We start from the raw sequence: 24062 nt of genomic DNA, 5'->3' as shown, positions 1-24062 counted from the left end.
TCGGCGTTCAAACGGCCGCCATCTCTCGCAGCAGCCGGTCACGCTCGGCGTCGGTAATTGGGTTGCAACGCTCGGCCTTCAACTCGCCGCCGGTCGTGACGATCAGGAGCCACGAGGGGCCTAGCGGGCCGACATTCTTCGCTTCGAGGGCAGCCGCAGCGAGCGAGGCTCGCAGTCGGCCCCAGGCTTCGGGCTCTCCAGGGGCGAGGAAGGTCAAGGGCCGCCAGCGACGGTCCTCCCCGCCGCGGATCAGGGCGTCGGTCGAGCCTCTGACCGTGGTCGCGCCCTGGAGCACCCACGCCTCGGACGGGCGGACGTCGGCCGGCGACTGGACGGCGGCCCGGAGTCTGGTGAAGAACGAGCTGTCGACCCACGTTCGGAGCCAGGCGACGGCCTCGGCCTGCAGCGACTTCCCCGCGGCCGGCGTTCGCCTCGCGGCCAACCTGGCGACGACCTTCTGGGGATCCGCCCCCGCGAGCAACTCGGCGTCGACGGCCGCCGCTCGGATGATCTCGCCCAGACGGCTGGAGCGCGTGTCCGAGAGCCGGGGCGCTTCCAGGTCGACGAACCGAGGCGCGGCGGGCGGCGACGCTTCGACGGGTGTTTCACGGGGGGCGTCGAGGATCGCTCCCACGATCTCGGGGAGCTTCACCCATTCGGGGCGAGAACGCTCCTCAGTCGCTCCGATCGCGGCGACGTCGACGACGGCGACCTCGGGGTCGGGCCAGTCCTCGGGGATGACGGCGGTTCGGCGGCCGGTGCGACCGTCGAACCGCTCCCACAACAGGTTCAGCGCGGGCGAGAGCTTCGAGACCGAGGCCGCGACCTCGGCCAGCGGCTTGTCGAAGCCGGACGAGAGGATCAGGTCGTCGCGCGCCCGGGTGGCGGCCACGTAGAAGAGCCGCAGGGCTTCCTCGCGTTCTTCGCGTTCCTCGATCGCCCGGTACGCCAGCCAGCCCAGGCTCTCGCCGTTGCCGTCCAGGTTCTCCAACTCGGTCGCGAGGACTTGAGGGCGAAGGACGAGCCCAAGATCGCGGTCGAACCCCATCGAGCCGGTCCGGACGCCGGCGTCGCGGTTCAGGTCGGGGAGGAAGACGATGGGGAACTCCAGGCCCTTGGCCTGGTGAACGGTCATGATCCGGACGCTCTCGCCGTCTTCCTCGGTGGTCGACGCCTGCTCCTCGCGCGGCGGGTCGTCGGCGAAGGCGCGGAGGCGGCCGACGAAGTCCGCCAGGCCGAACCCGCCGCGGCGGTCGAACTCGCGGGCCGTCTCGACGAGCTTGCGCACGTTGGCCAGCTTCCGCGCGCCCAGGAACTCGCACACGATGGCCGCTGTGAAACCCGATTCGTCGAGCATCCGCGACAGCAACTCGGCCATCGGGACGTGATCCTTCAACGCCCGCCATCCGGCGAGCAACCGACGGGCGCGGCGGGCCTGTTCGCGGTCGCGGTTGGAGAGCCCAGGCACGTCGGCCGCCCGCTCCAGACCCCGGCTCAGGCCGCCCCCGCGCGAGAGCCAGAACAAACCCTCGTCGCTGAGGGCGAAGAACGGGCTCCGCAGGCAGCCGGCCAGAGCGGTCTCGTCGAGCGGGTCCTCCACGACCGAGAGCAGGTTGACGACGTCCAGGATCTCCTGCTGCGCATAGAAGGCCGATCCGCCGATGGTGTGGTACTCGAACCCCTGATCAGCGAGCGCTGTCTCGTAGGGCCAGACGTCGGTCATGGCTCGGAGCAGGATCGCCACGTCGCCGGCGTGGGCGTTGCGAGGCTCGCGCGCCTTGCGGTCGATCACCGTCCAGCCGGCGTCGAGTTCGGCGCGGAGCCATCGCGCCAGGGCGTCGGCCTCGCGGACGCGGCACTCCCGTGCGGAGGGCTTCGGCGCGGGCTCGCCGTCCGCGGCGGCGGGCGGCTCGACCCAGAAAAAGTGGACGCCCGGGTCGTCGGCGTGGTCGGGGCGGACGGGCGACAGCCGGACCGAGGCCGGGTCGGGCTCGGAGCCGGTTGAGAAGGAATCGGCGAACAGGGCGTTGACGAAGTGGATCAGCTTGGGGACCGTCCGGAAGTTCTCCGAGAGGCGCAGCCGGCCCGGCTCGGGGAACTCCTCGCGCCAGCGGCCGAAGACGGCCGGTTCGGCGCCCCGGAAGCGGTAGATCGACTGCTTGGCGTCGCCGACGACGAACATGCGGCCCTCGCGGAAGCCCTCGCGGGCCAGCAGGCGGAGGACGTCGCTCTGCACCTCGTCGGTGTCCTGGAACTCGTCGACCAGCACCAGGTCGATCGCCGTGGGCTCCACCTCCGGCTCGTCGGCGTCCTCCTGGGCGAGCGTCGCGCGGAGGGCCTCGCGGGTCAGGACGATCAGGTCGGAGAAGTCCAGACCGCGGCGTCGGCGCTTCAGGCGGTCGTACTCCTCGCGGGCGGCCTTCACGAGCCTCGCGAACTGCGCCGTCTCCTCGGCCGCGGCGAGCGTGACGTCCTCGTCCCAGGAGAGCTTCTTGCCGAGGTCGCGGATCTTGCCGCGAAGATCCTCGAAGACCTTCCCCACGCGAGCCTTCACGTCATCGTCGGGCCAGTCGTTCTTGCCGCGCAGGCCGGCGACCTTGGCGGCCTCTCGAAGGCGGTCGAGGTCATCGTCGCGACACGAGTCGGATTCCACGGCGTCGAGCGCATCAAGCACCTCGCCCCGCAGCGCCGTCAGTTTGGGACTGACGCCGACGAGCGGTTCAAGCGTGCGGCGGCAGGCGCGAAAGAGCGGATCGAGCCGCGCGAGGGTCGCCGGGCGGGCGCGTTTCGTCCAGACGTCCTGCCAGCGGGCGACGATCTGGGGCGGCTCCAGATCGCCGAGCGGATCGACCTCGTCGGGGGTCCGTCTCGCCAAAGCGTCCTCGAGCATCTCGCGGATCGCGCGTAGGCCGTGCGAGACCGACAGGAGCAGCATGTCGGCGTCGCGGTCGGCGATCAGGCGGCGGATCGTCGCGGCGACGGCCTGCGCCCGGAGCGCGCCGGCGACCACGTCGTCGAGGACGACGAACTCCGGGTCGACGCCGACCGCGCCGGCGCGAGTCCGCAGCACGCGGCCGCAGAACTCGTGGAAGGTGCCGATCGGGGCCGCTTCCAGGGCGCGGAGGACCGTCGTCCACCACGCCGGATCGGCCCCGGCGGCGAGCTTCGCCCGGCAACGGCCGCGGATCCGCTGGCGAAGCTCCCGCGCCGCCTTCTCGGTGAACGTCATGACGGCCAGCGACCGCAGCGCGCGGCCTTCGAGGCCGTCGATCTCCCCCAGGAACCGCTCGGTGAGGACGGTCGTCTTGCCGCAGCCGGCTCCGGCCGCCAGCGCCACGCTCGACCGCCGCTCGATCAACGGCCCGCGCTGCTCGCTTGTGAGCCGGACCTGGTCGTCGCCGACGTGTCCGCTCATGATCGGCCCGCCTTCGAGCGACCGGGCTTCTTTGCCGGCCGGCCGCTCAACGTCTTGTCTGTGGAGGGACCGGGGACGACCTCGATCGCCTTGTCCGCGTTGCGGACCTGGCGGATCCGGCAGACGCTCCGGTACTCGCAATACGACTCGCAGCCGTCCTTCTGGGGGGCGACCGGGAAGGTCCCGCTCTGGAGACGTTTGACGACGGCGAAAACGCGCTCGATCAGGGCCTCGCGGAATTCGGCCCACTGCTCCAGGAGGATCGGTTTGAAGCCCTTGTCCTTCAACCCCCAGTAACCGACGTCCAGGAGCGCCGCGCCGCCGTTCTGGTAGACGAGCCGTTCGACGGCCATCGCGTAGAGGGGGAGTTGGAGCATCCGTTGCTCGGTCACGTCCTTGCCGCTGGGGGCGTGGCCGCTCTTGTAGTCGATCACGCGGAATTGCGGGACCGGCCCGGTCTCCACCACGTCGACCCGATCGATCCGCCCCTTGAGCCGCACCACCTCCGCGCCGAGGGCCAGCTCGAACTCCGGATGCTCGGCTCCCGGCTCACCGAAGTTCAATTCGAAGTGCCTTGGGATCGGCGGCGTCTCGGACTTCGATTCGTAGTCGGAGCGTTGGCGGGCGTACTGTTCGATGACCCGACGCGTCTGGGCCTGCTCGATCTCGCGGAGACCCAGCTCCAACTCGCTGAGGTCGTTCAGCTCGTGGGCGAGCACCTTGTCGACGGCCTCGACAAGCAGCCGGTCGTCGGCGACGGCTCCGGCGGCCTCGATTCGACGCCGCTCGAACTCCTCCAGGATGTCGTGCAGCCGGCTGCCGCGCTCGGTGTAGTCCTCGTCCAGCTCGTGGCGTTCGATGATCGGCTCCAGGTGGAGGACGTGCCGGCTGAAGAACTGGAACGGGCAGAGGAGGTACGTCTCAAGCTGGCTGGGGCTGAACGTGTGCTCGGCCGGGCCGAACTCCTTGGCGAGCCTCCCCAGGGCGTCGGCGTCTTCCAAAAGCCCGTCGTACGAGCCGAACGGCATCCCCTTGCGACGGCTCTCCAGGGCGTACAGCGCCGCCGCCGCGCCCTCCAGCGGTTCGCGATGAGCCGGATCGCGAGCCAGGGCGCGGAGCTTCCCCATGCGGCCCTGTTCGGCGGCCTTCGCCGCGGCGAGCACGCGCGCGTCGCTGGGGGCGATGGCCAGGTCTTCGTCGCCGATCAAGGCGGGGTGGAACCGCGCCCGAGCGACGTGGCAGGCGGCGTCCGCGGTCGGCGACAGGGCGTTGACCAGGTCGTCCAGGAATCCGGCCCGCAAGAGCGGCTGACCCTTGGCGTCGGTGGTGGGGTAGAACAGGTGGGCCCCGCGGTCAGCCGCCCCGAGGGCGCGAGCGAATCGGAGCGCCTCGACGGCGTACTGGCGACGGGCGTCGGCCGGGATCTCCTCGCCGGGCTTCAGCGTCAGGAACGGCTGCACGGCCGGCCGGCGGGGGAAACTCCCTTCCACCAGACCGGCCAGGACGACGTGCCCGGCGCGACAGCCCGGCAGGTCGTCGACGAGCGTCGTGCGGGTTGACCCAGGGGCCGGGGACGTCGGCGTTGCGGCGGTCTCGGCGGCGAGGTCCGCGAGTTCGTCCACGAAGTCGACCCAGGCGATCTCAGCCCGGTCGCGGCCCAGGCGTTCGAGGACGTCCGCACGCTCCTCGGCGGCGTCCCAAAGGGTCTCCAACGCCCGACACTCGTTTCGGCCGATCCCCAGCGAGCCGACCGCGCGGCGAAGCTCGGCGACGTGCTCGCCCCGGGGGCGAGGACGGTTGAGCGTGTCGAGCGCGCCGATGAGGTTTTCCAGGATCGGGTGGGCCCGCATGGCCTGCTCGATCCGCCGCTTGCGACTGGCCTGCTCGGCAGGATCGGCCGCCTCCTCGCTGCGAGCGATCTCGCGCGCCAGGGCCGTGAGGATTCGTTTGCCGCCGCGGAAGACGTCCAGGCGGCGGAGGGTCGAAGCGGCCTCGGCGAGGGCGAAGCGGTCGATCCCCCCGTCCCAACTCGGCTGGAGCCGGCCGTTGCGGAGGAGGCGGACGACGGCATCGGCTTCCCATTCCTCGCCCGGCCGGTGAGCCGCCGGGATCCGCGCCGCCTGGAGTGCCGCGGCGACCCCTGGATCGCGGTCGAGCGCCTTCGGAGCGGCGTCGTGGATCGGCAGGCCGGCCCCGCGCATGGCCTCGCAGACGGCCTCCGCCTGGTCGTCCCAGCGTGGGAAGCCCACCAGGATCTCGTCGGGATCGACTCCCTGATCGTGCAGGCTCTTCACCTCTCGGGCGACCATCCGGCCCAGGTCCATACCGACGGGGCCGCCTCGGATGTGGAGTCCATCGCTGGTCTCGATCCGCAGGTCGGTCTCGCTGAAGAGCAGGGCGTCGACCGCCCGCAGCCCAGCCGGCCGTTGGGGGCAGGAAGGCACGGCCGATTCCGTCATCCCACGTTCGAGAAGCCGCTCGCGGAGGGAGGAGGCGGCCAGGTACAGCTCGGCGCGGTCCTCGGCGTTCTCGTAACAGAGCGTGACGTCGACGGATCGAGGGCGTTCGAGGACGTCGATGAGCGTCCGCCACTGCGCCGGGGACTCGTCGGGAAAGTCGAGGAAGACGAGGTGGTCGCCGTCGCCTCCCGAGCGGGCGGCGCGATCGCGGAGGCGGATCGACGCCCAGACGGCCAATCCGGCCTCGTCCTCGGCCTTCAACTGCTCCAGCAGGCGGCGGTAGCGGTGGAAGACCGAGCGCTCGGCGGCGGCGGTCTCGTCGGCCGGTTCGGCCCAGTCGCGGTCGCGATGGCGTTCCTGGGTCGTCCACGCGGCGATCCGGCGTCGCAGGCGGCGACGCCATCCCGCTTGGCCCGCCAGCGGGCCGAGCGGCTTTCGACGGCCGCCGTTCGTCTCGTCGCTCAGGGCCTCTTCGAAGACGGCCGTCGCGGCTGGTACCGAGAGGAGCCCCGGGGCGTCCTTGACGGACGAGGCCACCCAGCGCCAGAGGTCGGCCCAGCACCGGACGCGAGGAGACGCGCCGTGGGTTTCGCGCGAGGGCCGCAGGGCCAGCTCGCGGATCGTTCGATCACGGCAGAGGGGAGTCGGGACGATCCACTGGGCTTCGCGGACCGTCGGGTCCAGTTGCAGCAGGCGTTCGCACATCGCTGCGCCGGGAGGGCCCGTCCAGAGCGTTCGGTGAGGCGTCGCCGCCACTCCTGCCTCCCTTCGCCGAAACCAGCCCGAGCACCACCGCCGCGAGCAACACTAAGTATACAGAAAAATACCACATTTTCCCCGAGCGGACAACGCGGATCAGCCAGAGGATGGCCATGTAACCGACGAGTCCTGCGAGGACCATCGCGACCAGCGTCTGCGCCACGTTGTCGGCCGCCAGGCCCAGTTCTTCCGGGTGTTTGATCGCGTCTTTCAGCTCGTTGGCGACGGCTCCCAGGACGGCGGGGACGGCGATCATCAGGCTGAACCGGACGGCCCAGACGCGTGAGAGCCCCAGCAGCAGGGCGGCGACGATCGTCGTCCCGCTGCGGCTGACCCCGGGGAGGGGGGCCAGCATCTGGGCCGAGCCGATCACCAGGGCGTCGACCCAGGTCGTCTCCGACGGGCCTCGGCCGTGGCCGTCAGGGCCCCGCATCTTGAACGAGACCAGCGCCAGTACGGCCGCCGAGATCAGGAAGCCGATCGGCGCGGCGACGTCGCTCTCGAACAGGCTGTCGACCCATTTCTTCAGGAACAGCGCGAACGGGACGAGCGGCAGAGTGGCGACCAGGGCCAGCAGGACGACGTGCATCACCTTGGGCCGGCGGAAGTCCGGGCCGACGTCGGGGTCGTCGCTGAGCAAGCCGCGGATTCCGAGTCGGATCGGTCCGCGGTAGTGGTAGAGGATGGCGGCTGTCGTCCCCAGGTGGAGCATGACGTCGCGGAAGATGTTCGCCGCGCCGCCGCGGTCGACGCCTGTCAGCCAGGAAAAGAACTGCTGCGTGACGAGCAAGTGGCCGTCGCTGGAGACCGGGAGGAACTCCGTGACGCCCTGGACCACGCCGAGGACCAGGGCCTCGATCCATTCGATCAGCATTCGGCGGCCATCCGACTCATGAGGAAAGCGGGTGGGTCAACGTCCCCGGGCGGCCTCGGCCCTGAGGGCGGGGCCTGCACCCCAAAGATAGCTCGCCCCGCTGTAGACGGTCAGGAAAACGGCGATCCAGGTGAAGCCGTCGCGCAGGATCGTCAATCCCTGATGCGGCGTGACGAACCAGAGGCAGAGCAGGGCGGCCGAGATCGACAGGCACTGGAAGAGGGTCTTCAACTTGCCGGCCATCTTGGCGCCGAACGCCTGGCCCTGGCCTTCCAGCAGGCTGCGGAGACCCTGGATGAGCAACTCGCGGACGACGATCGTGGTGACCATCCAGGGGAAGATCCCGGTGCCTGGGATCGCCGCCAGGTAGATGTACGCGCCGGCGACGATCACCTTGTCGATCAACGGATCAAGCTGGCGGCCGAGGGGCGTATCCTGGTTCAGCAGGCGGGCGAAATAGCCGTCGAGGGCGTCGGAGAGAGCGGCGACGACGAACAGGCCGAAGGCCCAACCGTACCACTCCATCGAGATCGCCGCGAACACGAAGACCGACAGCACCAGGCGGCCGACGGTCAGCGTGTTGGGGACGTTCCAGAACCGGCCGGCCGGCCGCGCTGGGGCGTCGGGCTCGGCGACGGCGGAGGTCTCGGGAGGCATGGCGGGTATCACCTTGGCTTCTTACATTCCGTCGAGGATGGTCAGCGACGACCCAGGCCGCTTGCGGGGGCGGGGACGGGCCCGCTTCCGCCGCGTGGGGAGGGCCAGCGAGCGTCCCACGAAGTCGTAACCCTGGGTGCCCAGGATCTCGCAGGGGACGAAGTCGCCGGTCTGGAGGTTGGGGTCCGGGATCAGGACGACGCCGTCGACGTCCGGGGCGTCGGCGTAGGTCCGGCCGATCCAGAGGTCGTCCTGGCCGGGCGCGCGGCCGTCGATCAGCACGTCCAGCTCGTTGCCGATGAGGGTCTTGTTGAACGCCTCGGCGATCGGCTGCTGGATCTGCATGATCCGCTCACGCCGAGCGTTTTTGAGGTCGTCCGGCAACTGGTTCGGGAGCTTGGCGGCCGGCGTGTCGGGCTCGAGCGAGTAGGTGAAGACCCCCAGCCGCTCGAACTTCGCCTCAGCGACGTAGTCGGCCATCTCCTGGAACTCGGCGTCGGTCTCGCCGGGGAAGCCGACGATGAACGTGGTGCGAAGGACCAGGTTGGGGATCGAGGATCGCAGCCGGTCGACGATCGTCGTGGTCTCCGCCCGGGTGTGGCGGCGGTTCATGACCTTGAGCATCCGGTCGTTGATGTGCTGCAAGGGCATGTCGAGATACGGGATGATCCGCTTGGCCCCGGCGATCGTCTCGTACAACTCGTCGGTGAAGTGCCGGGGATAGTTGTAGAGGATCCGGATCCAGTTGATGTCCTCGATCTGGTCCAGTTCTCGGAGCAGTTCGGCCAGGCGGGGCTCGCCGTAAAGGTCCATGCCGTAGTAGGTCATGTCCTGGGCGACGAGGATCAGCTCGCGGACGCCGTCCCGGGCCAGCTCACGGGCCTCGTCGACGACCATCTCGATCGGCTTCGTGACGTGCTTTCCGCGCATGTAGGGGATCGCGCAGAAGGTGCAGAGCCGGTCGCAGCCCTCGGAGACCTTCAGGTAGGCGAGGTGCCGCGGGGTGATCCGGAGCCGGGCGCGGTCGTCCTGGGCGTTGACCGGAGCGGGGTTGAACAGCGTGCGCTGCTCGTGGAGGCCGCCGAGGATCCGATTGGACACCTGGGCGATCTGCTCGCGTCCGAAGACCCCGACGATCTGGTCGACGTCCGGGTATTCTTCCAGCAGGACGTCTTTCTGCCGCTCGGCGAGGCAGCCGGCGACGATCACGCCCTTAACGCGGCCTTCGCGCTTGCGGTCGAGCATCTCCTCGATGACGCCGCACGATTCCTTGCGGGCGGCGTCGATGAAGCCGCAGGTGTTGACGATGACGAGGTCGGAATCCTTCCCCTCGGGCACCAGCGCATAGCCTTCCTGAGCCAGCAGACCGAGCATCCGCTCGGAGTCCACGGTGTTCTTGGAGCAGCCGAGGCTGACGAACGAGATCGTCCCCCGGACTTCGGGATCGGTCGAATGTTCTGGCGTCATGGGGCTCGTGGTGGTGTTCGATCGTGGGGCCGAGGCGCGCACGAAGGGGCTCGGTCGGACCTCATTATATCCCTCCGCCCCCCGTTCGTGGCCCCCCAATCCGGGGAAGATTCCGGGATCGGGCACGAACCTGGATGATCCCCCGGCCGTCCGAACGAGGCGGAATCCATGAGTCGATCTGTTGCCGAAGCCGGTTCCTTCGGTATACTCATCCCCCACAGGCGCCCGTAGCTCAACGGATAGAGTCACTGACTTCGAATCAGAAGGTTGCAGGTTCGAATCCTGCCGGGCGCACTTCTCAAACCTCGCCGTTGACGCGATTTGCGTCAGCCCGCCGCTTGCGGCGATGACGGCCACTCTCCGGTTGTCTACCGGAATCGAGCTGTCGCCGAACGCCAGATCGCCTCGCTCGATGGTCTCAACAGATCCGTCGCCTCGCGCCAGGAGCGTGGGAGAGGTTCCGGAACCGACCTCGGCGACTCGCACTTTGGAAGGCCCATGGAACGGGAAGAGCTTCAAAAGGTCTTCGACCAGAAGCGCGCTTCGGGGTATGACCAGCAGTGGTCGAGGATGGCCCCGCTGAGGGACGCCCTCCACCTCCTCATCGGGGCGGTGCTTTCGGGATTGAAAACCGACGCGAGGATCTTGTGCGTCGGTGCGGGGACGGGCCCGGAACTGATCTACCTGGCCGAGCGTTTCCCAACGTGGCGATTCGTCGCGGTCGAGCCGTCGGGGCCGATGCTCGACGTCTGCCGCCGTAAGGCCGAGGAACGCGGGTTCGCCGCCCGCTGCGAGTTCCACGAGGGCTACCTCGAGACGCTCCCTCCGGGAGAGCCGTTCGACGCGGCCACGTGTCTCCTCGTCTCGCAGTTCATCCTGGATCGCGAGGCGCGGATCGGTTTCTTTCGAGGGATCGCCGATCGGCTTCGCCCTGACGGGTTGCTGATCGACTCGGATCTGGCGTCCGCCACGAACCCGTCGGCCTACCAGAGCCTGCGCGACGTCTGGTTTCGGGTGATGCGGGACGGAGACCTTACTCCCGAGGCCATCGAGAAGATGCAAGCGGCCTATGACCGGGATGTGGCCGTGCTCCCTCCGGACGAGGTCGGGGCCGTCATTTCGGCCGGCGGATTCGAGCCGCCGATCCAGTTCCTCCAGACCGGTCTCATCCGCGCCTGGTATACTCGCCGGTCGTAATCCCAGGAGCGGAATCTGGGTCGAGGTCGACAGGCGTCGTCGCCGACGATTGAGGAGCATCCCATGGTTTTGAGTTCGATCTCGCGGAAGGTCCCGCTGGGAGCGAGAGGCGTCCTGGCGTTGGGGCTGGTGATCGCGGCGACGATCGTCTCCACGGGTTTGATCCACGTGGCGATGGGGCAGGTTCCCGGTCAGCCCCTCCTTGATCAGAAGTCGAAGTACTCGCACATGAAGGTCACGCGCGACGGCGACGTCCGCACGCTTTGGTTCGTCCGGGCCAACGGCCAGCACGTCGTCGAGAGCAAGGTCGACCTGAGCCGGCCCGACGACCTGCTGGTCGAGTACACCCGCTTCATGTTCCTCAGCTACGTCTTCAACCCCCAGCCCAAGCGGGCGCTGATCGTGGGGCTTGGGGGCGGGGCGATGGTCCACTTCCTCAAGGCCAAGGATCCCAGCCTCAAGGTGGACGTCGTCGAGATCGACCCCCTGGTCGTCAGCGTCGCCGATCGCTTCTTCGGGGTCCGAACCGAGGGGAACGTCGACGTCAAGGTGGGCGACGGCTTGCTCTACCTGAAGGAGGCGAAGGAGAAGTACGACGTCATCTACATGGACGCCTTTCTCCGCCCCTCGGCCGGTACTGACCTGGTCGGGGTGCCCAGGCACCTGAAGACCGAGCAGTTCTACGACACGATCGTGCGTGAGCGGCTCAACCCCGACGGCGTCGTCGTCTTCAACCTCAACCCCCACCCGGATATCAACCAGGACATTCGGACCATCAAGAAGGTCTTCCCGAACACCTACGTGTTCCGACTCACCGGATACGAGGGATTCGTCGTCGTTGCCTCCACCTCCCAGAAGAAGTGGGACGAGGCCGCCATCGACGAGGAAACCGACCGACTCGACGCCCGCTTCAACGCCCCGTTCCTGTTCCACCCGATGGTCGGTGGTCTTCAGTCGCGTTGAGGGTCCCCCCGCTCGTAGGCCGGTTTTCTTGGGCGGTCTTCCGCTTGAACTGCATCCGAGGGAAGGGCGATGGGCCGGATCGTCGCGATTCTCACATCCCCAGCCAGCGGCTCGCCCGTGGGCGACCACCCGGCGGTCGAGGTGCTGGCAGGTCGCGGGATCGTCGGCGACCGCTATGCGACGGGCCAGGGCTTCTATTCCGGGATGGCCGAGTGGGACGCCCAGGTGACGCTCATCGAACGCGAGCCCTTCGATGCGCCGGGCGGCGAGGGGTTGGAGCCGATGGACCTGCGGCGGAACCTCGTCACGCTCGGGGTCGACCTGACCTCTCTGGTTGGTCGACGCTTTCGGATCGGCGAACGGGTGGTCCTGTACGGCCGCAAGCCCTGGCCGCCGTGCATGCACATCGTGCAGACCTCCGGGAAGGTCGCGATCTTCAAGCACCTCGGCCGCCGTTGCGGGATCGGCGCCGACGTGCTCGAAGGGGGGGAGATCCGCGTCGGAGATGCGATCGTCGTTGAGAATGAATGAGGCCGAGGCCTTTCCGTCCCTCATTTCCGGCCGATCTGGCTGGTGATGGTGGCGTCGGTGATCTTCTTGTCATCGGCGAGCATCAAGGCTTTGCTGAGAATGATGGAGAGGACGTTGTCTCCTTCGAAGGGGAGGAAGACGCCCTGGCCCTGGGGTTCGGGCGTGCTTCGTTTGGGGACGATGCAGAGGTACTGGTCGTTCGGTTCCATCAGGATGTTGCCGCTCCCCAGGTGGATCTTGTAGGTCCGGATGTCGCCGCGGACGACCAGGAACTTGTCGCTGAACGAGCATCGGGACGCGATCTTCAGCCGAGGGATCAAGCGCTCCAGCACATCCTTGCGGGTCTTGCCGTTGGCGTTGAGGTCGCCGAAGCTGTAGCTCTGCCAGTAGTCGACGTGGCGTCCCTGGGGGCCGCCGTCGGACCAGTTCGGGTCGTTGCCGACGCTCGCCACGCCGACGAACAGGTCGACGTCGCGGAAGATCTCGCTGAGGACCAGCGGCGGAATGCGGTCGAGCGGAACGGGCTCGGCCTGGGCCTGTCTCCAACCCGCCGAGTACCCTCCGCCGCCGGCGTGGGCTTCCACCTGAGGGGCCGCGATCTCGTAGAACCGGACCTGATCGGTGTTCAGATAGGCGTACGCTCCGGAGTCGGTCATGTTGTCGCCGATCCCCTCCACCCAGAACTCGGCGCGGAGGCCCCACTCGGGGAGGTCGCGGCTGGTCGGGGGATACGAGTCGTCCACCATCATCCGAAGCCGGTTCCGCCATCCCCGGGCGGCGCAGAGGGCGTGGTACTGGTGCTGCCGGAGGATGTGGGCGGCGAACCGATTCGAGTACACCCGTGTGTTCCGCTCGGCATCGGTGAGGACGTAGACCTCGCGATACGCCTGCTTGAAGGGCTGGCGGACCTGATGGCGGTCGAACCAGTCGCGCCAGGTCGACACCTCCTCGACGGTCCTGTCGATCGGGTGCCAGAGCGAGACCCTCGTCGAATCGCCAAGCCCCTCCATCGCCGCGTCGTCGACGCCGACGATCCCGTCCTTCAGCCACGCGCCGGCGACGGGCTTGCCGTCGTCCTCGAAAACCCAGATCAGCCTTCGCGCGATCCCGCCGACGAGGGGGTGGTTCAGATACCGTTCCCGCCAGGCCGCGAACGGCCAGGACTTGCGAGCGAGGAAGAGGCCGTCGATCCGCTCGCGCTGGGCGGTGAGCATCTTGCCCACGTCCTTGACGGCGGCCTGCAACTCCTTGACCTCCTCCGCGTGCTCCTTCTTCAACGCGGCCGGGACCGACTTGATCGGCTTGCCCGCCTTGCTCCATCGCAGGTGAGCGTCGGGGCCCTCGACGACGATCTCGGCCGTGTAATCCCCGAACGTCTCCACACGGCGGCCGACTTCGGTCAGGCCGTAAGTCGGAACGGCCAACTCCTCGATCTCGCTTCGTGGAAGCTTCTCGCGTTCGGCGGCCGCGGACAGGGCCTTTTCGATCTGCTTCTGGGCGGCGGGGAGCTTGACCTTGAGCTTTAAGACGGCAAGTTGGCCGATCGCGTCCAGTCCAGGCATCATCCCGAGGGCCGTCGCGACGGCGGTCCCCAGCGCGAGGATTCGCAGGTCATAGGCCGAACGCGCCAGTGCGCCTAACGCTCTTGCGAGTTCTCGGTCGGCTTCGAGCCCCGCGCACCAGGCGAGGCCTTTCCAGAGGTCGACGTGCGGCGGGATGACCGGATTGTCATAGGGCGACGACCATTCCGACGGGTGCCTGTCCAGGCTTGGCGGGTTCTTCCCGACCAGTCTTCCCCAACGGATGAACTTCGAGCGGAATTCATCCCGACCGATGGCCTCGATCAGCGGTTTGACCGACTTGATCCACTTCGCCGTCGGCTTGCTCCCCGTGCCCCCCTGCTGACAGGTCGCGAGCAGGACGGTCCAGGCCGACCGTAGCTCCGGAGACATGGAAGCGAGGTCGGCGAGTGCGGCGTCGGACCAGCCCTCGCCGGGCTCGATCTGGATCGGTTCGTCGTCGGAGATCAGTCTCACCAGCTCTCCGAGAGGCTTGCGAATATCGGAGTTGAGTACGACCTGCGTCTTCAGACGATTCACGGCGGCCTGGCCAGCGTGCTTGACCTTCTCTCCCGGCGAAGAGCCGCCACTCAGATTCTCGACGGCCTTCGCAATCGCCCCGAGGGGGTGAGTATGTGGGCCGGGATCGGGGTATTGAGCGATCCAGTTCAACAGAGCGACGACCGTTTCCTCGGAGAACGGGAGCCTGCGACGCATCAGGGCGACGAGGCCCAGGAGGAGAAGCCTCCGCTCCTCGTTGAGTTCTCGCTGCTCAGGGCTCATCAAGAATACCGCTGAGCGAGCAGCCGCCTTCGCCAGCATCAAGGTGCGTTGATCGACGTCGATGAGGCGTTCCACGAGGCGATCGACGGCCTTGGCCTGCGCTTCGCGATCCAGGGCGATAAGCCGCTTCCCGCTCTCAAGGTCAGCCAGTTCGATTCCGTACCAGCTGTTTTCGTACTTGCCGGTCGGCTTCTCGCTCAGAAGCGTCTCGATCAACTCGTCCAACTCGTCAGGCGATCTCAAGTCAGCCCTGCCCATGATCGCCTCCAACGGAATCGCCAAGGAAGGAATCCACCGACTGTACCTCCCCGTCCTTTGATCATCCCCCGACCAGCAGCGTCAGCCTCAAAAAGGTCACGGCCGTCGCGGGGCCGATGGTGAAGGTTTCGTCGAGGGATTCGGCCTGGTTGTCGTCAATGAGGATGAGGATGCGGTTGGTCTCGAACGCCTCGACGGCTTTCTCGTACTGCTTCTTCCAGTCGATCGGGCGGAACGCGTCGGCCGGTTTGGGGGCATTCAGCGCCTTCTCCAGGCCTTCGGGTTGGACGAGGCCTCGGTAGGGGGCCGTGGAGTTGCGCTTGAGGTTGTAGTCCTGGACTTCCTGGTAGACGCGCTCGCGGATCAGGTCGCGGACGGTGATGGTCTCGGTCAGGAATTCCAGGGACCAGGCGTCCGAGACTGCGCCGGCGGGCGTTTCGTCGCGGATGGTGAGGGTGGCGGCCATGGATGGACCTCCCGGTTGGGTTGGAGTCGATTCCAGGTGCTTATTTAGCCTAGGATAGGTCCGTCCGGGGCGATTCGCGACGGCCTCGGTCGCCGACTGGACGGAACCTACTTCGCTTTGAGGACGCCGATCTTGCTGGTATCGTTCGCCTTGATCGCCGTGGATCAGCCGAGTCGCTCGTTCATCCGCCCCTGGTTCGTGGCGCTGGCCTATCTGGTCCTGGTCGGCCTGGCCCTCTGGGTCTGGAGGCGCGACGGACTTCGGAGGCCTTCCGGCTCGTGGCTATGGCCGGGCCTGATGATCCTCTTCGCGGTTCTGGGGGCGGGCAAGCTGGTGGACGCCCAAGGGGCGCTGACGGACCTGCTGAGGCAAGAGGCGATCCACGAGGAGTGGTATCACTTTCGAGGCCCGGTCCAGGTCGGCATCATCGCCGCCTCTATCGTCGCAGCCGCTTTGGGCGTGCTCATGGTCCGTCGACTCGCCACGGGCCGGGAATCCCGTCGCGATCTCGTCATCCTTGCGCCGGTGCTCCTGCTGCTGGCTTTCTACGCGATCCGGGCGACGTCGTGGCACAACGTCGACGCCCTCCTCTTCCGGTTCGTGGCCGGGACGAGGATCAACACCTGGGCCGAACTGACGATCCAGGGACTGATCGCCCTGGCGCTGCTGGAGCAGGGGGCTCGACGTCGAGCGCCCGGCTCGGCCCTGAATCCAAGGGAAGAAGCCGTCGTCGGGTGATGGACGGCCCCTCCCAGGATTCGGCTGAGATCAGTTCGCGGAAGCGACGTCCTGGGGCAGGCCGTGGTCCGCCATGAACGGATAGCCCGGGGTGAACGTGGGCGGAACGACGACCTGGAGCTTGTCGGACGACCAGATCCCGTGCCGCTCGTTGCCGGGGAAGAAGACCTCCTGCTCGAAGGTCAGCGGGCTCTTGAGCGCGAACTGCGAGGCCTGCGCGATCCCGATCATCTGCACAGGGAACTCCGCAGCGCGTTCCATGTCGCCCAGCCGGATCGGGTCGGAGAGCTTCAGCCCGGCGTGACGGAACGCCTTCTCGGTCAACTCGATGCAGTACAGGGCCTTGTCGTCCAGCCCTAGCTCGTAGTCGAACGGAACCTGCTTTTCAAACACGTCGTGCACATAGTCGACCACTTGCGGGATCTGAGACCGGTATTCCGGCTTCAGCCGCTTGACCCCGAAATGCCCGACGTTGTCCAGAATCCACACACAGAACGGCTGGCGGGCGACGCTCGTCCGCGTGGTGTCGTAAACGAACGGCTCGCCGTCCTCGACCGACACCACGCCCGTGTGTGAGAACTTACTGTTACTGGCATTGGCCAGGAACCGGCTCATCGGAAACCAGCCCTTCGCCACCCGAGCGTCTCCAAGGCGGAAGACGATGTCGCCGCTCCGGAGGTTTTTCCGACCCCATTCATCCCAGCGCTGCATTTGAGGGGTCAGCGTGATCTTCGGTAGACGACCATCCTTACGGGCCTCCGTGGCCGCGGGTCCCCAGTAATTGCCGTGGAAGCCGGCGGGGACCATTCGTTCCGTCATCTCCCGCTCCTCGGGTGGGTTCAGAATCCATGGAGCGACGAGAAGCAGAAAGGTAACCATGGGGCCAATCTCCGGTGTATTGGATCGCGGCGGCGCACCCGCGCGTTTTTTGGAAAACGTGCCGGAAGGCCGACGAGTGACGCCGGCGTCGACGTCCAATACGTAGGATTATATCACATGGGAAAACTGGGGTGCGCCGTCGTTTCCATAACGCGACTGCACCGCCCCCTTCGACGCCCCTCTGGATCGTAACCCACGAGGATTTCCGGGCGCGTCCTCCTCCCTTTCGCAAGAATCAAGCCGGCCTCGCTCGCCGCCGGCTTCGTTCGTCGAGGATGAATCCGCCCAGAATCCGCAAGTCATGATTGGAGCGTGGTTTACGGATCCAAAATTGGGTTCGTTCGACGCTTTTTCGAGCCCCTCCGAGTGAAGAGGCCGGCCTGTCGACCAAGACCTCCGCGAGAGAAGACTCTTCACTCCCTTCGTCGATGCCAGGGGGAAGGTTCGTCGTAGGCCGCTCGACGGTTGTGGTCGACTTGCCGCAGATCCTCCCCGAGTCCCGGCTTCGATTGGCTTCCCTCGCTTTCGACGACGATCGGTTCATGATACGCAACTTGTTTGTTGAAAGCGATTTGAGTCAGCGCGGTCGCCCCTGACGGCGGGTTCGTTCGACCATTTTCCTCTCGGGCCGAGGCCGCATCGACTGCCTCGCTTCAACACCGCATCACGAATTGTGAAAGATCGTCCTCTATCCAATAACATGGCGCAGGATCGGGTTGGTGGGACGAGAATTCGGATTGGGGCGACGAGAGCGATTGGGCTGGCGGCGGACGGGCGGTCGAAATTTTGGATCGCCGTCCTCCCCATCGGAGCTGCCGCAGCCTTCGACCGGGTACGCCTGTCCCTACAGCCGTTCAGCGGGAAGCGGTAGGATCCCGGAATCGATCCCTGGCTTCCGACCGTTCTCGGCTCTTCGAGCGTTACCGTGAAGCACCCCATCGGACGGCTTCCTCTTTTGAAGGGTGTTGTCGCATCCGCGGCGGCGGTTCTGGCGTTGCTCTATCTGGTCGACCGGTTGCGGGCGACTTTCCCGCGGGGCGACGAGGCACCCACCCCGGTGGCGAAACCGGCGCTGCGCCCCCCGGAAGGGCCGCCCGTTCGCATCAACCCCGACGACCTGCCCCGGGCTGGGAGGGAGCGGGACGACAACGGGCTGGGGATGAGGTTCTGCTGGTGTCCTCCCGGATCCTTCCAGATGGGGCGGCTCCCGGACCAACTGGGTCGATTTCGGGATGTCGCCATTCCCGTTGAGGTGACTCTTCGTCACGGCTTCTGGATGGGCAAGTTTGAGGTGACCCAGGCCCAGTGGCAAAGCGTCATGGGGGCGACCCTGCGCGAGCAGCGGGCCAAGGACCCGACCCAGCCCCGCCCCGTCGGGGACGGCACCACGCGCGACCACGTCGGCGAAGGCCCCGACCATCCCATCTACTTCGTCAGCCACGCCGAGTCCGAGGAGTTCTGTCGCAAACTCACCGAGTCCGAGCGCCGCGCGGGTCGGCTCGAGCCGGGGTGGGAATATCGGCTGCCGACCGAGGCCGAATGGGAGTTCGCCTGCCGAGCCGGAACCGCAACGGCCACGGCCTTCGGCGACCAGCCCAGCAGCACCCAGGCCAACTTCGACGGTTCCCGGCCCGTCAACGGCGCGCCCGCCGGCCCCTATCTCCGCGAGACGACCCCGGTGGGCCGCTACCCCGCCAACGCCTGGGGCCTCCACGACATGCACGGCAACGTCTGGGAATGGTGCCTCGACGGCTACCTCCCGCAGCCTTCGGGAGGCGTGGACCCGCTCCAAACCTCCGACTCGCCAGACCGGGTGATGCGCGGCGGTTGCTGGCACAACTGGGGTTCCATGTGCCTCTCGACGTCGCGAGGCTCGGGAAAGGCCGACCAGCGCGGCTCCGGCCTGGGCTTTCGAGTGGTTCTGGCGCTGGTCGGCCCCTGAACGCGAGGAAGTCCCTCCGGCCACATGCCCTCCCCACGGAGGACCGTCATGACATGCCTTTAATGACCCCCAAATGCCCGGGCTTGTGGCGGTCTCGACAAGTTCTGATCGGCCTGGTTCGCGTTTTCAAACGGCTGTGGAAGCTTGACCGATGACCCTGAGATTCCCTGGGCTTGGCATCCTGAGCATCACTTCTGCGGCGGCTTCTCTCGCTTGTAGACGATCAAGGTCCGTCGATCACCGGGTTGGGTGGCGAACGTCGACGGTCGGTCGCCCGGGCTTCCCAGGCAGACTTTGAATGCGTCGCCATCCAGTTCATAGATCCCAGGGACGACGACGCCTCCCAGCGTCTTGAAGTCGTAGTGTTTCGGCGTCTGTTTTGGATCGAGTTTGACGGTCCCCTGTGTCTCCGGCTGCCTCCGGCCCGCCTGCGCCAGGACCTCGTCTTTCTCAAAGATCAACTTCACGGGGAAGAGCGGATTCCTGGGCTGCTTCCGGCCTTCGTTTTCCATTGAGGCGACACTCCAAGTCCCCTGGATCGCGTCGAGATCCTTCTTTTCAGACGGTTCTGGATCGATGAGCAGCATCGCGACGAAGGCCGACAGCAAAATAGACATAGAGGAGTCTTCCAAAGAATGTAGGAATGCGTGCCGTGAGCACGTCCCAGAAATCAGTTTGAGTCTTTGATCTGAAAGCGTTCGGTGCCAGCCCGTTTTTCCCAGAGAGAAGGAGTAGGCGATCGGATGAAGGAGTTGTTCTGGTCCTATCTTCTCTACGGTCGTGAGATCGGTTCACCCAGGGAGCCAGGCGGGAACGGGTTCGACAGCGGGTCCATCGGGCGGATGGAGCCGTCGGGGTTGAACTCCATGCGGACGAGGCAGACTTCTCGTTGATAGCCGCTGCCGTTGGGGATCGCGTGTCGGTGGTAGGCGACGTACCAGCGGTCCGTCCCCGGGACGTTCACGACGCCGTGATGCCCGGTGCCGACGGCCGGGCCGTTCTTCTTCAGAACGATAAAGCCCTCGGTCGGCGATTGGACCGGGCCGAAGGGGGTGTCGGCGACGCCCCAACCCACGCGGTAGTCCGGGCTGCGGGCGTCGTCGACCGACCACATGAAGTAATACTTGCCGTTTCGCTTGAAGACGACGATGCCTTCGCGAAACTCCTTGAGCGGGATCCGCGTCGGGTCGCCGTCCAGGGTGATCATGTCTCGCTTCAGCCGGAAGACCTGGGCGAAGGGACCGTTGCCGAAATAGAGGTAGGCCTGACCGTCGTCGTCGATAAAGGCGAAGGGGTCGATGGTCTGGTGGACGTCGACCTTCCCCCCCTTGCGAATCAACGGACGCCCCAGCGCGTCCTTGAACGGCCCCGTCGGCCGGTCGCTCGTCGCCACGCCGATCATCCCCTCGGCGCAAAAGTAGAAGAAGTACCTGCCGTCGCGCTCGATGCAGTCGGGGGCCCACGCCTTGATCCGGGCCCAGGCCAGGTCCTTGGTGACGTCCAGGATTTGCCCCTCACGCTTCCAGTCGATCAGGTTCTTCGAAGACCAGACCGAGAAATCCGTCGTCAGCCAGTTCGGCTTGTCGGATGTCGGGTAGACGTAATACGTGTCCCCGAACACCCGGATGGACGGGTCGGCGGTGAAACCGTCGAGGATCGGCCGCGGCGCGGCCACTGCGGCGTGGACGGCGGCCGTCGTCGGCGTCTCCTGTCCAACGGCCTCATTCCAGAAATCCAGGGGTAATAACGCGACGGCGAAAATGAAGCGAGTTTTCATGGCGTCCTTCGGGTTGAGGGCTTTCACCTCGACCTGACGCGAATGGCGAGCGACCGACGACCCGCCCGCCTTTCGCCATGAATCAGCCTCGCATCTTCAACTCCGCACCGCCACCGTCCGCTCCTCCAGCGCCTGGATCGACCGCTCCAGGATCTCCTCCGGCTTTCCGTCGGCCGATACGCGGATCAGGCGGCCGTCCTTCTCGTAATAGTCGGCCAGGGGGCGGGTGCTCTCCTCGTAGGCTTTCATCCGGACCCGGATCGACTCCGGCCGGTCGTCCTCTCGCTGGATCAAGGAGCCGCCGCAGGCGTCGCAGACGCCCTCCTTTTGGGGAGGCCGAGCCGTGACGTGGTAGACAGCCTTGCACTTCGAGCAGGTCCGCCGACCGCTCAGGCGATCGACGATCTCCGACAGCGGCAACTCATACGAGAGGACCGCGTCGAGCTTCACCCCCTGTTCGTCCAGCAATTCGTCGAGTGCCTCGGCCTGCATGACCGTCCGGGGGAACCCGTCCAGCAGGAACCCGCCGCAGCACGACAGGCAGACCGATCGCTCCTCGACCATCGTCACGACCAACCCGTCCGACACCAGATCCCCCCGCTTCATCGCGGCGAGGGCCGTCTGGAGCGCCGGGCTCGGGTGATCCTGGCAGGCCGCCGCCCGGAAAACGTCGCCCGTGGAGAGATGGCAGGTTCCCAGCTTGTGGCAAAGCAACTCAGCCTGCGTTCCCTTGCCTACCCCCGGCGGACCCAGCAAAACCAACCGATACGCCCGCTTCCGAGCCTCCGGCTTTACGCTGCAATGGGCTTCGCCGCCCTGAAACCACGCCGCCCGATCGTTGTGCTCGCTCATGCCTCTCGCCTCGATTACGTCCCGGAGTCGCTTTGTCGGGACCCCTGGGAACTTGATTCCAGTCTAGAGGCGGTTGGACGCTAGATCCATCTGATTCGGCGATTGCAGCGGTTGGTTTCGTCGAAATCGTCGAAACCAACGAAATCGGCCGGCGTCACCAGAAGATGATGTTCAGCGCGACGAGCACGATGGCCACGACGCTCGCCCAGAGCTTCGGCGACCGATACCACGGGGCGGGTCCGTCGTCGGGCAGGGGGGTGAGGCCCATAACGAGGTTGTGCAACTCAGATTCGGGCTTGGGGGTCGTAAACAGGCTTACGACAATCAGGACCGACATGCAGATGAGCAGCGTCCACATGGAGCTGTAGACGTTGACCGCCATCGGCTTGGCTTTCTCGGACCGGGCGATGTACTTCGCGTGAGCGGGGTTGAACTCGGCCGGATTGAAGGTCTGCGTCACGTCCGAGGCCACCACCCGCACTCCCGGCTTCAAGACCACGTCCGCCCCCTCCGCGCCGAACTTGTCGGCGGCATTCGAGTCGGCCAGGGTGACGCCGGGCGCGATCAGGCGAACGGGGACCGTCTTGTCTTTCTCGGTCACCTTCGAAGGCGCGGCGGCCTCCTTCTCCAGCGTCTTGTCTCCTGCCGCCCACGGGGTCTCGCCGGGCGCCTCGATGGGGACGTTGGTCGTCCGGACGGTCCCCTTTTCGACGATCACGCGATGGATGACCGCCGCGTCGCCTTCGCCCGTTTTCTCGACCCGCACCACCGCGCCGGGGTCGAGGAACGCGGTTGGCGAGGGTCGGTGGCCGTCGGGGAAGGTGTGGACGAAGGCCCACATCGCCATCGACGCCAGGATGGCCGTCAGAAAACCGACGAAAGCCCCGGTCGGCGTCGCCTTCTTCCAGAGCATCCCCAGAATGACCACCCCGAACAGCGGCACGATGAAGAAGAAGATCAGGACCTGGAGGAACTCCAGGATGTTCGAGAAGTAGAACAGCGAGTACGCCGTCCCCACCGACATCATGATCCCCAGCAGCGAACACCACCGCCCCATCGCCAGATAGTGAGCGTCGCTGGCGTTCTTGCGGATCAGCGTCCGGTAAACGTCGTAGGTCCAGACCGTCGCGAAGGCGCTGGCGTTCCCCGCCATCCCCGACATGAACCCGGCGATCATCGCCGTTACGCCAAGTCCCAGCAGCCCGGGGCCAAGATATCTTCCCATTAATAAAGGAAGCACGTCGTTGTACGTCCGATGCGTGATGTTCGCCCGGGGGTCGGCCTCGGAGACGAGCACCATCGGCGATCCGTCCGAGTGCAAGAGCACCGCCAGCCCCAGCAGTCCTGGCAGGGTGACGATCAATGGCACGCACATCTTCAAGGCCGCGCCGATGATCGTCCCGTTCTGAGCGGCTCGCAGATCCTTGGCCACGATCACCCGCTGCACCTGCAGGAAGTCGGTGCACCAGTAGCCGAACCCCACCCCGACCGCCAGGCCGAAGACGATGCCGATCCAGTCCACCCCCATCGGGTTGGCGTCGAACGAGCCGAGGTTCTGCCAGAGGCTCGTGAAGTTGGCGTTGGCCACCGTGGGATGGATCACCGGCACGTTACGCTCAATCTTCTGGACCAGCCCGCTCCAGCCGCCGGCGTCGATCAGACCCAGGATCGGGATCAGCAACGACCCGAACCAGATCAGGAAGTACTGCAAGACCTCGTTGAAGACCGCCGAGATCAGGCCGCCGAGCGTCACGTACACGGCCACCGTCAGCGAGGAGACCCAGATGCTGACGTTCATGTCCCAGCCCAGCAGCAGGTTGAGGATCTTCGCCATCGCGAACATGCTCGCCCCGCTCACCAGCACGGTCAGGAACGAGAACGAGATCCCCGCCAGCGCACTCGTCCTCTCGTCGAACCGCAGCTTCAGATAGCCGGGAACCGAGTGCGTGTTGCAGATGTAATAGAAGGGCATCATCACCACGGCCAGGAACAGGATCGCCGGCACGGCCCCGAACCAGTAGGCGTGCGCGCCCAGCATCCCGTACTGATAGGCCATCGCCGACCAGCCCATCGTCTCCAGCGAACTGAGGTTCGCCGAGATGAAGCTCAACCCCGCGATCCAGGCCGTCATCTTCCGGCCGGCCATGAAGAAGTCCTCGCCCGTGCTGACGTACTTCTTCAGATAGAAGCCGATCCCCAGCACGACGACGAAGTAGATGGCGATGATCGCCACGTCCAGCGGGCCCATCGAGATCAAAGGGGCGGCCGCGGCCAGAAGAGGAACCGACGTCACGAGCAGCCTCCCCACGCACCCGCCTCGCCGCAGGCGCTGACGATTCAAGAGATGCAGCACGACTTATGAGAATCGACCGACATGGTAGAAGGGCCCAGGAGGCGACGCAAGGACCCGCCGAGAGCCCTCTGAGAAAAAATCGGGGAGAAACCGGGGAGGATTGTTGACGTCCGGCGATCTCCTGATACTATTA

The 24062-nt window shown here is 66.5% G+C and carries 17 protein-coding genes and 1 tRNA gene; 6 read left to right on the top strand and 12 right to left on the bottom strand.

Annotated features, from left to right (window positions below; all coding sequences use genetic code 11):
• Positions 1–7: 7 nt before the first annotated feature.
• The 5 genes from G5C50_RS07670 to rimO all read right to left on the bottom strand — a co-directional run bounded on the left by G5C50_RS07670 (position 8) and on the right by rimO (position 9631).
• A complete protein-coding gene (locus G5C50_RS07670; protein WP_165067324.1) occupies positions 8–3415 on the bottom strand; it encodes a UvrD-helicase domain-containing protein in 3408 nt (1135 codons plus the stop codon).
• Entirely contained in the window at positions 3412–4443 is a 1032-nt protein-coding gene (locus G5C50_RS32550; protein WP_240907025.1) for a PD-(D/E)XK nuclease family protein, read from the bottom strand. Before G5C50_RS32550 ends, G5C50_RS07670 begins: the two co-directional genes overlap by 4 nt.
• A 2059-nt stretch (positions 4444–6502) precedes the next feature.
• Entirely contained in the window at positions 6503–7507 is a 1005-nt protein-coding gene (locus G5C50_RS32545) for an undecaprenyl-diphosphate phosphatase (RefSeq protein WP_165067319.1), read from the bottom strand.
• A 36-nt stretch (positions 7508–7543) separates the two neighbouring features.
• Positions 7544–8164 carry a CDP-diacylglycerol--glycerol-3-phosphate 3-phosphatidyltransferase gene (pgsA, locus tag G5C50_RS07655; protein ID WP_165067317.1) on the bottom strand — a complete coding sequence of 207 codons (621 nt, stop codon included), beginning with the start codon at positions 8162–8164 and terminating at the stop codon, positions 7544–7546.
• 21 nt (positions 8165–8185) lie between these two features.
• On the bottom strand, positions 8186–9631 hold the full coding sequence (rimO, locus tag G5C50_RS07650; RefSeq protein WP_165067315.1) for a 30S ribosomal protein S12 methylthiotransferase RimO: 1446 nt from the start codon (positions 9629–9631) through the stop codon (positions 8186–8188).
• A gap of 221 nt (positions 9632–9852) precedes the next feature.
• Here rimO and G5C50_RS07645 point away from each other — a divergent pair.
• The 4 genes from G5C50_RS07645 to G5C50_RS07630 all read left to right on the top strand — a co-directional run bounded on the left by G5C50_RS07645 (position 9853) and on the right by G5C50_RS07630 (position 12322).
• Positions 9853–9925, top strand: a tRNA-Arg gene (locus G5C50_RS07645).
• Between the two features lie 204 nt (positions 9926–10129).
• Positions 10130–10828 (top strand): class I SAM-dependent methyltransferase, encoded by a 699-nt coding sequence (locus G5C50_RS07640; protein ID WP_165067312.1) that lies wholly within the window; start codon positions 10130–10132, stop codon positions 10826–10828.
• A 63-nt stretch (positions 10829–10891) separates the two neighbouring features.
• Positions 10892–11791, top strand: coding sequence for a spermidine synthase (locus tag G5C50_RS07635; RefSeq protein ID WP_165067309.1), 900 nt, complete (start codon positions 10892–10894; stop codon positions 11789–11791).
• A 69-nt stretch (positions 11792–11860) separates the two neighbouring features.
• The gene (locus tag G5C50_RS07630) at positions 11861–12322 is read left to right on the top strand and encodes an MOSC domain-containing protein (RefSeq protein ID WP_165067306.1); all 462 of its coding nucleotides are present in this window, start codon (positions 11861–11863) and stop codon (positions 12320–12322) included.
• 20 nt (positions 12323–12342) lie between these two features.
• Here the strand turns inward: G5C50_RS07630 and G5C50_RS07625 are convergent, their stop codons facing one another.
• Together G5C50_RS07625 and G5C50_RS07620 are read right to left on the bottom strand one after the other, a co-directional pair.
• On the bottom strand, positions 12343–14922 hold the full coding sequence (locus tag G5C50_RS07625; RefSeq protein ID WP_165067303.1) for a DUF4132 domain-containing protein: 2580 nt from the start codon (positions 14920–14922) through the stop codon (positions 12343–12345).
• A gap of 61 nt (positions 14923–14983) precedes the next feature.
• Positions 14984–15388 (bottom strand): hypothetical protein, encoded by a 405-nt coding sequence (locus G5C50_RS07620; RefSeq protein ID WP_165067300.1) that lies wholly within the window; start codon positions 15386–15388, stop codon positions 14984–14986.
• A 132-nt stretch (positions 15389–15520) separates the two neighbouring features.
• Here G5C50_RS07620 and G5C50_RS07615 point away from each other — a divergent pair, with 132 nt between their 5' ends.
• Positions 15521–16126 carry a hypothetical protein gene (locus G5C50_RS07615; protein ID WP_165067297.1) on the top strand — a complete coding sequence of 202 codons (606 nt, stop codon included), beginning with the start codon at positions 15521–15523 and terminating at the stop codon, positions 16124–16126.
• Positions 16127–16156: 30 nt separating this feature from the next.
• On the opposite strand, the gene G5C50_RS07610 is transcribed toward G5C50_RS07615, so the two are convergent.
• Complete coding sequence (locus G5C50_RS07610) at positions 16157–16945, bottom strand: YiiX/YebB-like N1pC/P60 family cysteine hydrolase (RefSeq protein WP_165067294.1); 789 nt, start codon at positions 16943–16945, stop codon at positions 16157–16159.
• Positions 16946–17930: 985 nt separating this feature from the next.
• On the opposite strand from G5C50_RS07610, the gene G5C50_RS07605 reads away from it, so the two are divergent.
• Entirely contained in the window at positions 17931–18947 is a 1017-nt protein-coding gene (locus tag G5C50_RS07605; RefSeq protein WP_165067291.1) for a formylglycine-generating enzyme family protein, read from the top strand.
• Between the two features lie 188 nt (positions 18948–19135).
• Here the strand turns inward: G5C50_RS07605 and G5C50_RS07600 are convergent, their stop codons facing one another.
• The 4 genes from G5C50_RS07600 to G5C50_RS07585 form a co-directional block, all read right to left on the bottom strand.
• Positions 19136–19564 carry a TIGR03067 domain-containing protein gene (locus tag G5C50_RS07600; protein ID WP_165067288.1) on the bottom strand — a complete coding sequence of 143 codons (429 nt, stop codon included), beginning with the start codon at positions 19562–19564 and terminating at the stop codon, positions 19136–19138.
• Between the two features lie 155 nt (positions 19565–19719).
• Positions 19720–20724 (bottom strand): family 43 glycosylhydrolase, encoded by a 1005-nt coding sequence (locus tag G5C50_RS07595; RefSeq protein ID WP_165067285.1) that lies wholly within the window; start codon positions 20722–20724, stop codon positions 19720–19722.
• Positions 20725–20820: 96 nt separating this feature from the next.
• Positions 20821–21576 carry an adenylate kinase family protein gene (locus G5C50_RS07590; protein WP_165067282.1) on the bottom strand — a complete coding sequence of 252 codons (756 nt, stop codon included), beginning with the start codon at positions 21574–21576 and terminating at the stop codon, positions 20821–20823.
• Positions 21577–21730: 154 nt separating this feature from the next.
• Entirely contained in the window at positions 21731–23869 is a 2139-nt protein-coding gene (locus G5C50_RS07585) for a sodium:solute symporter family transporter (RefSeq protein ID WP_206107615.1), read from the bottom strand.
• Between the last annotated feature and the right edge of the window lie 193 nt (positions 23870–24062).

Source organism: Paludisphaera rhizosphaerae, assembly GCF_011065895.1.
GTDB lineage: Bacteria > Planctomycetota > Planctomycetia > Isosphaerales > Isosphaeraceae > Paludisphaera > Paludisphaera rhizosphaerae.
The sequence above is the reverse complement of the archived record's forward strand: the minus strand, read 5'-3'. Positions and strand labels throughout refer to the sequence as shown.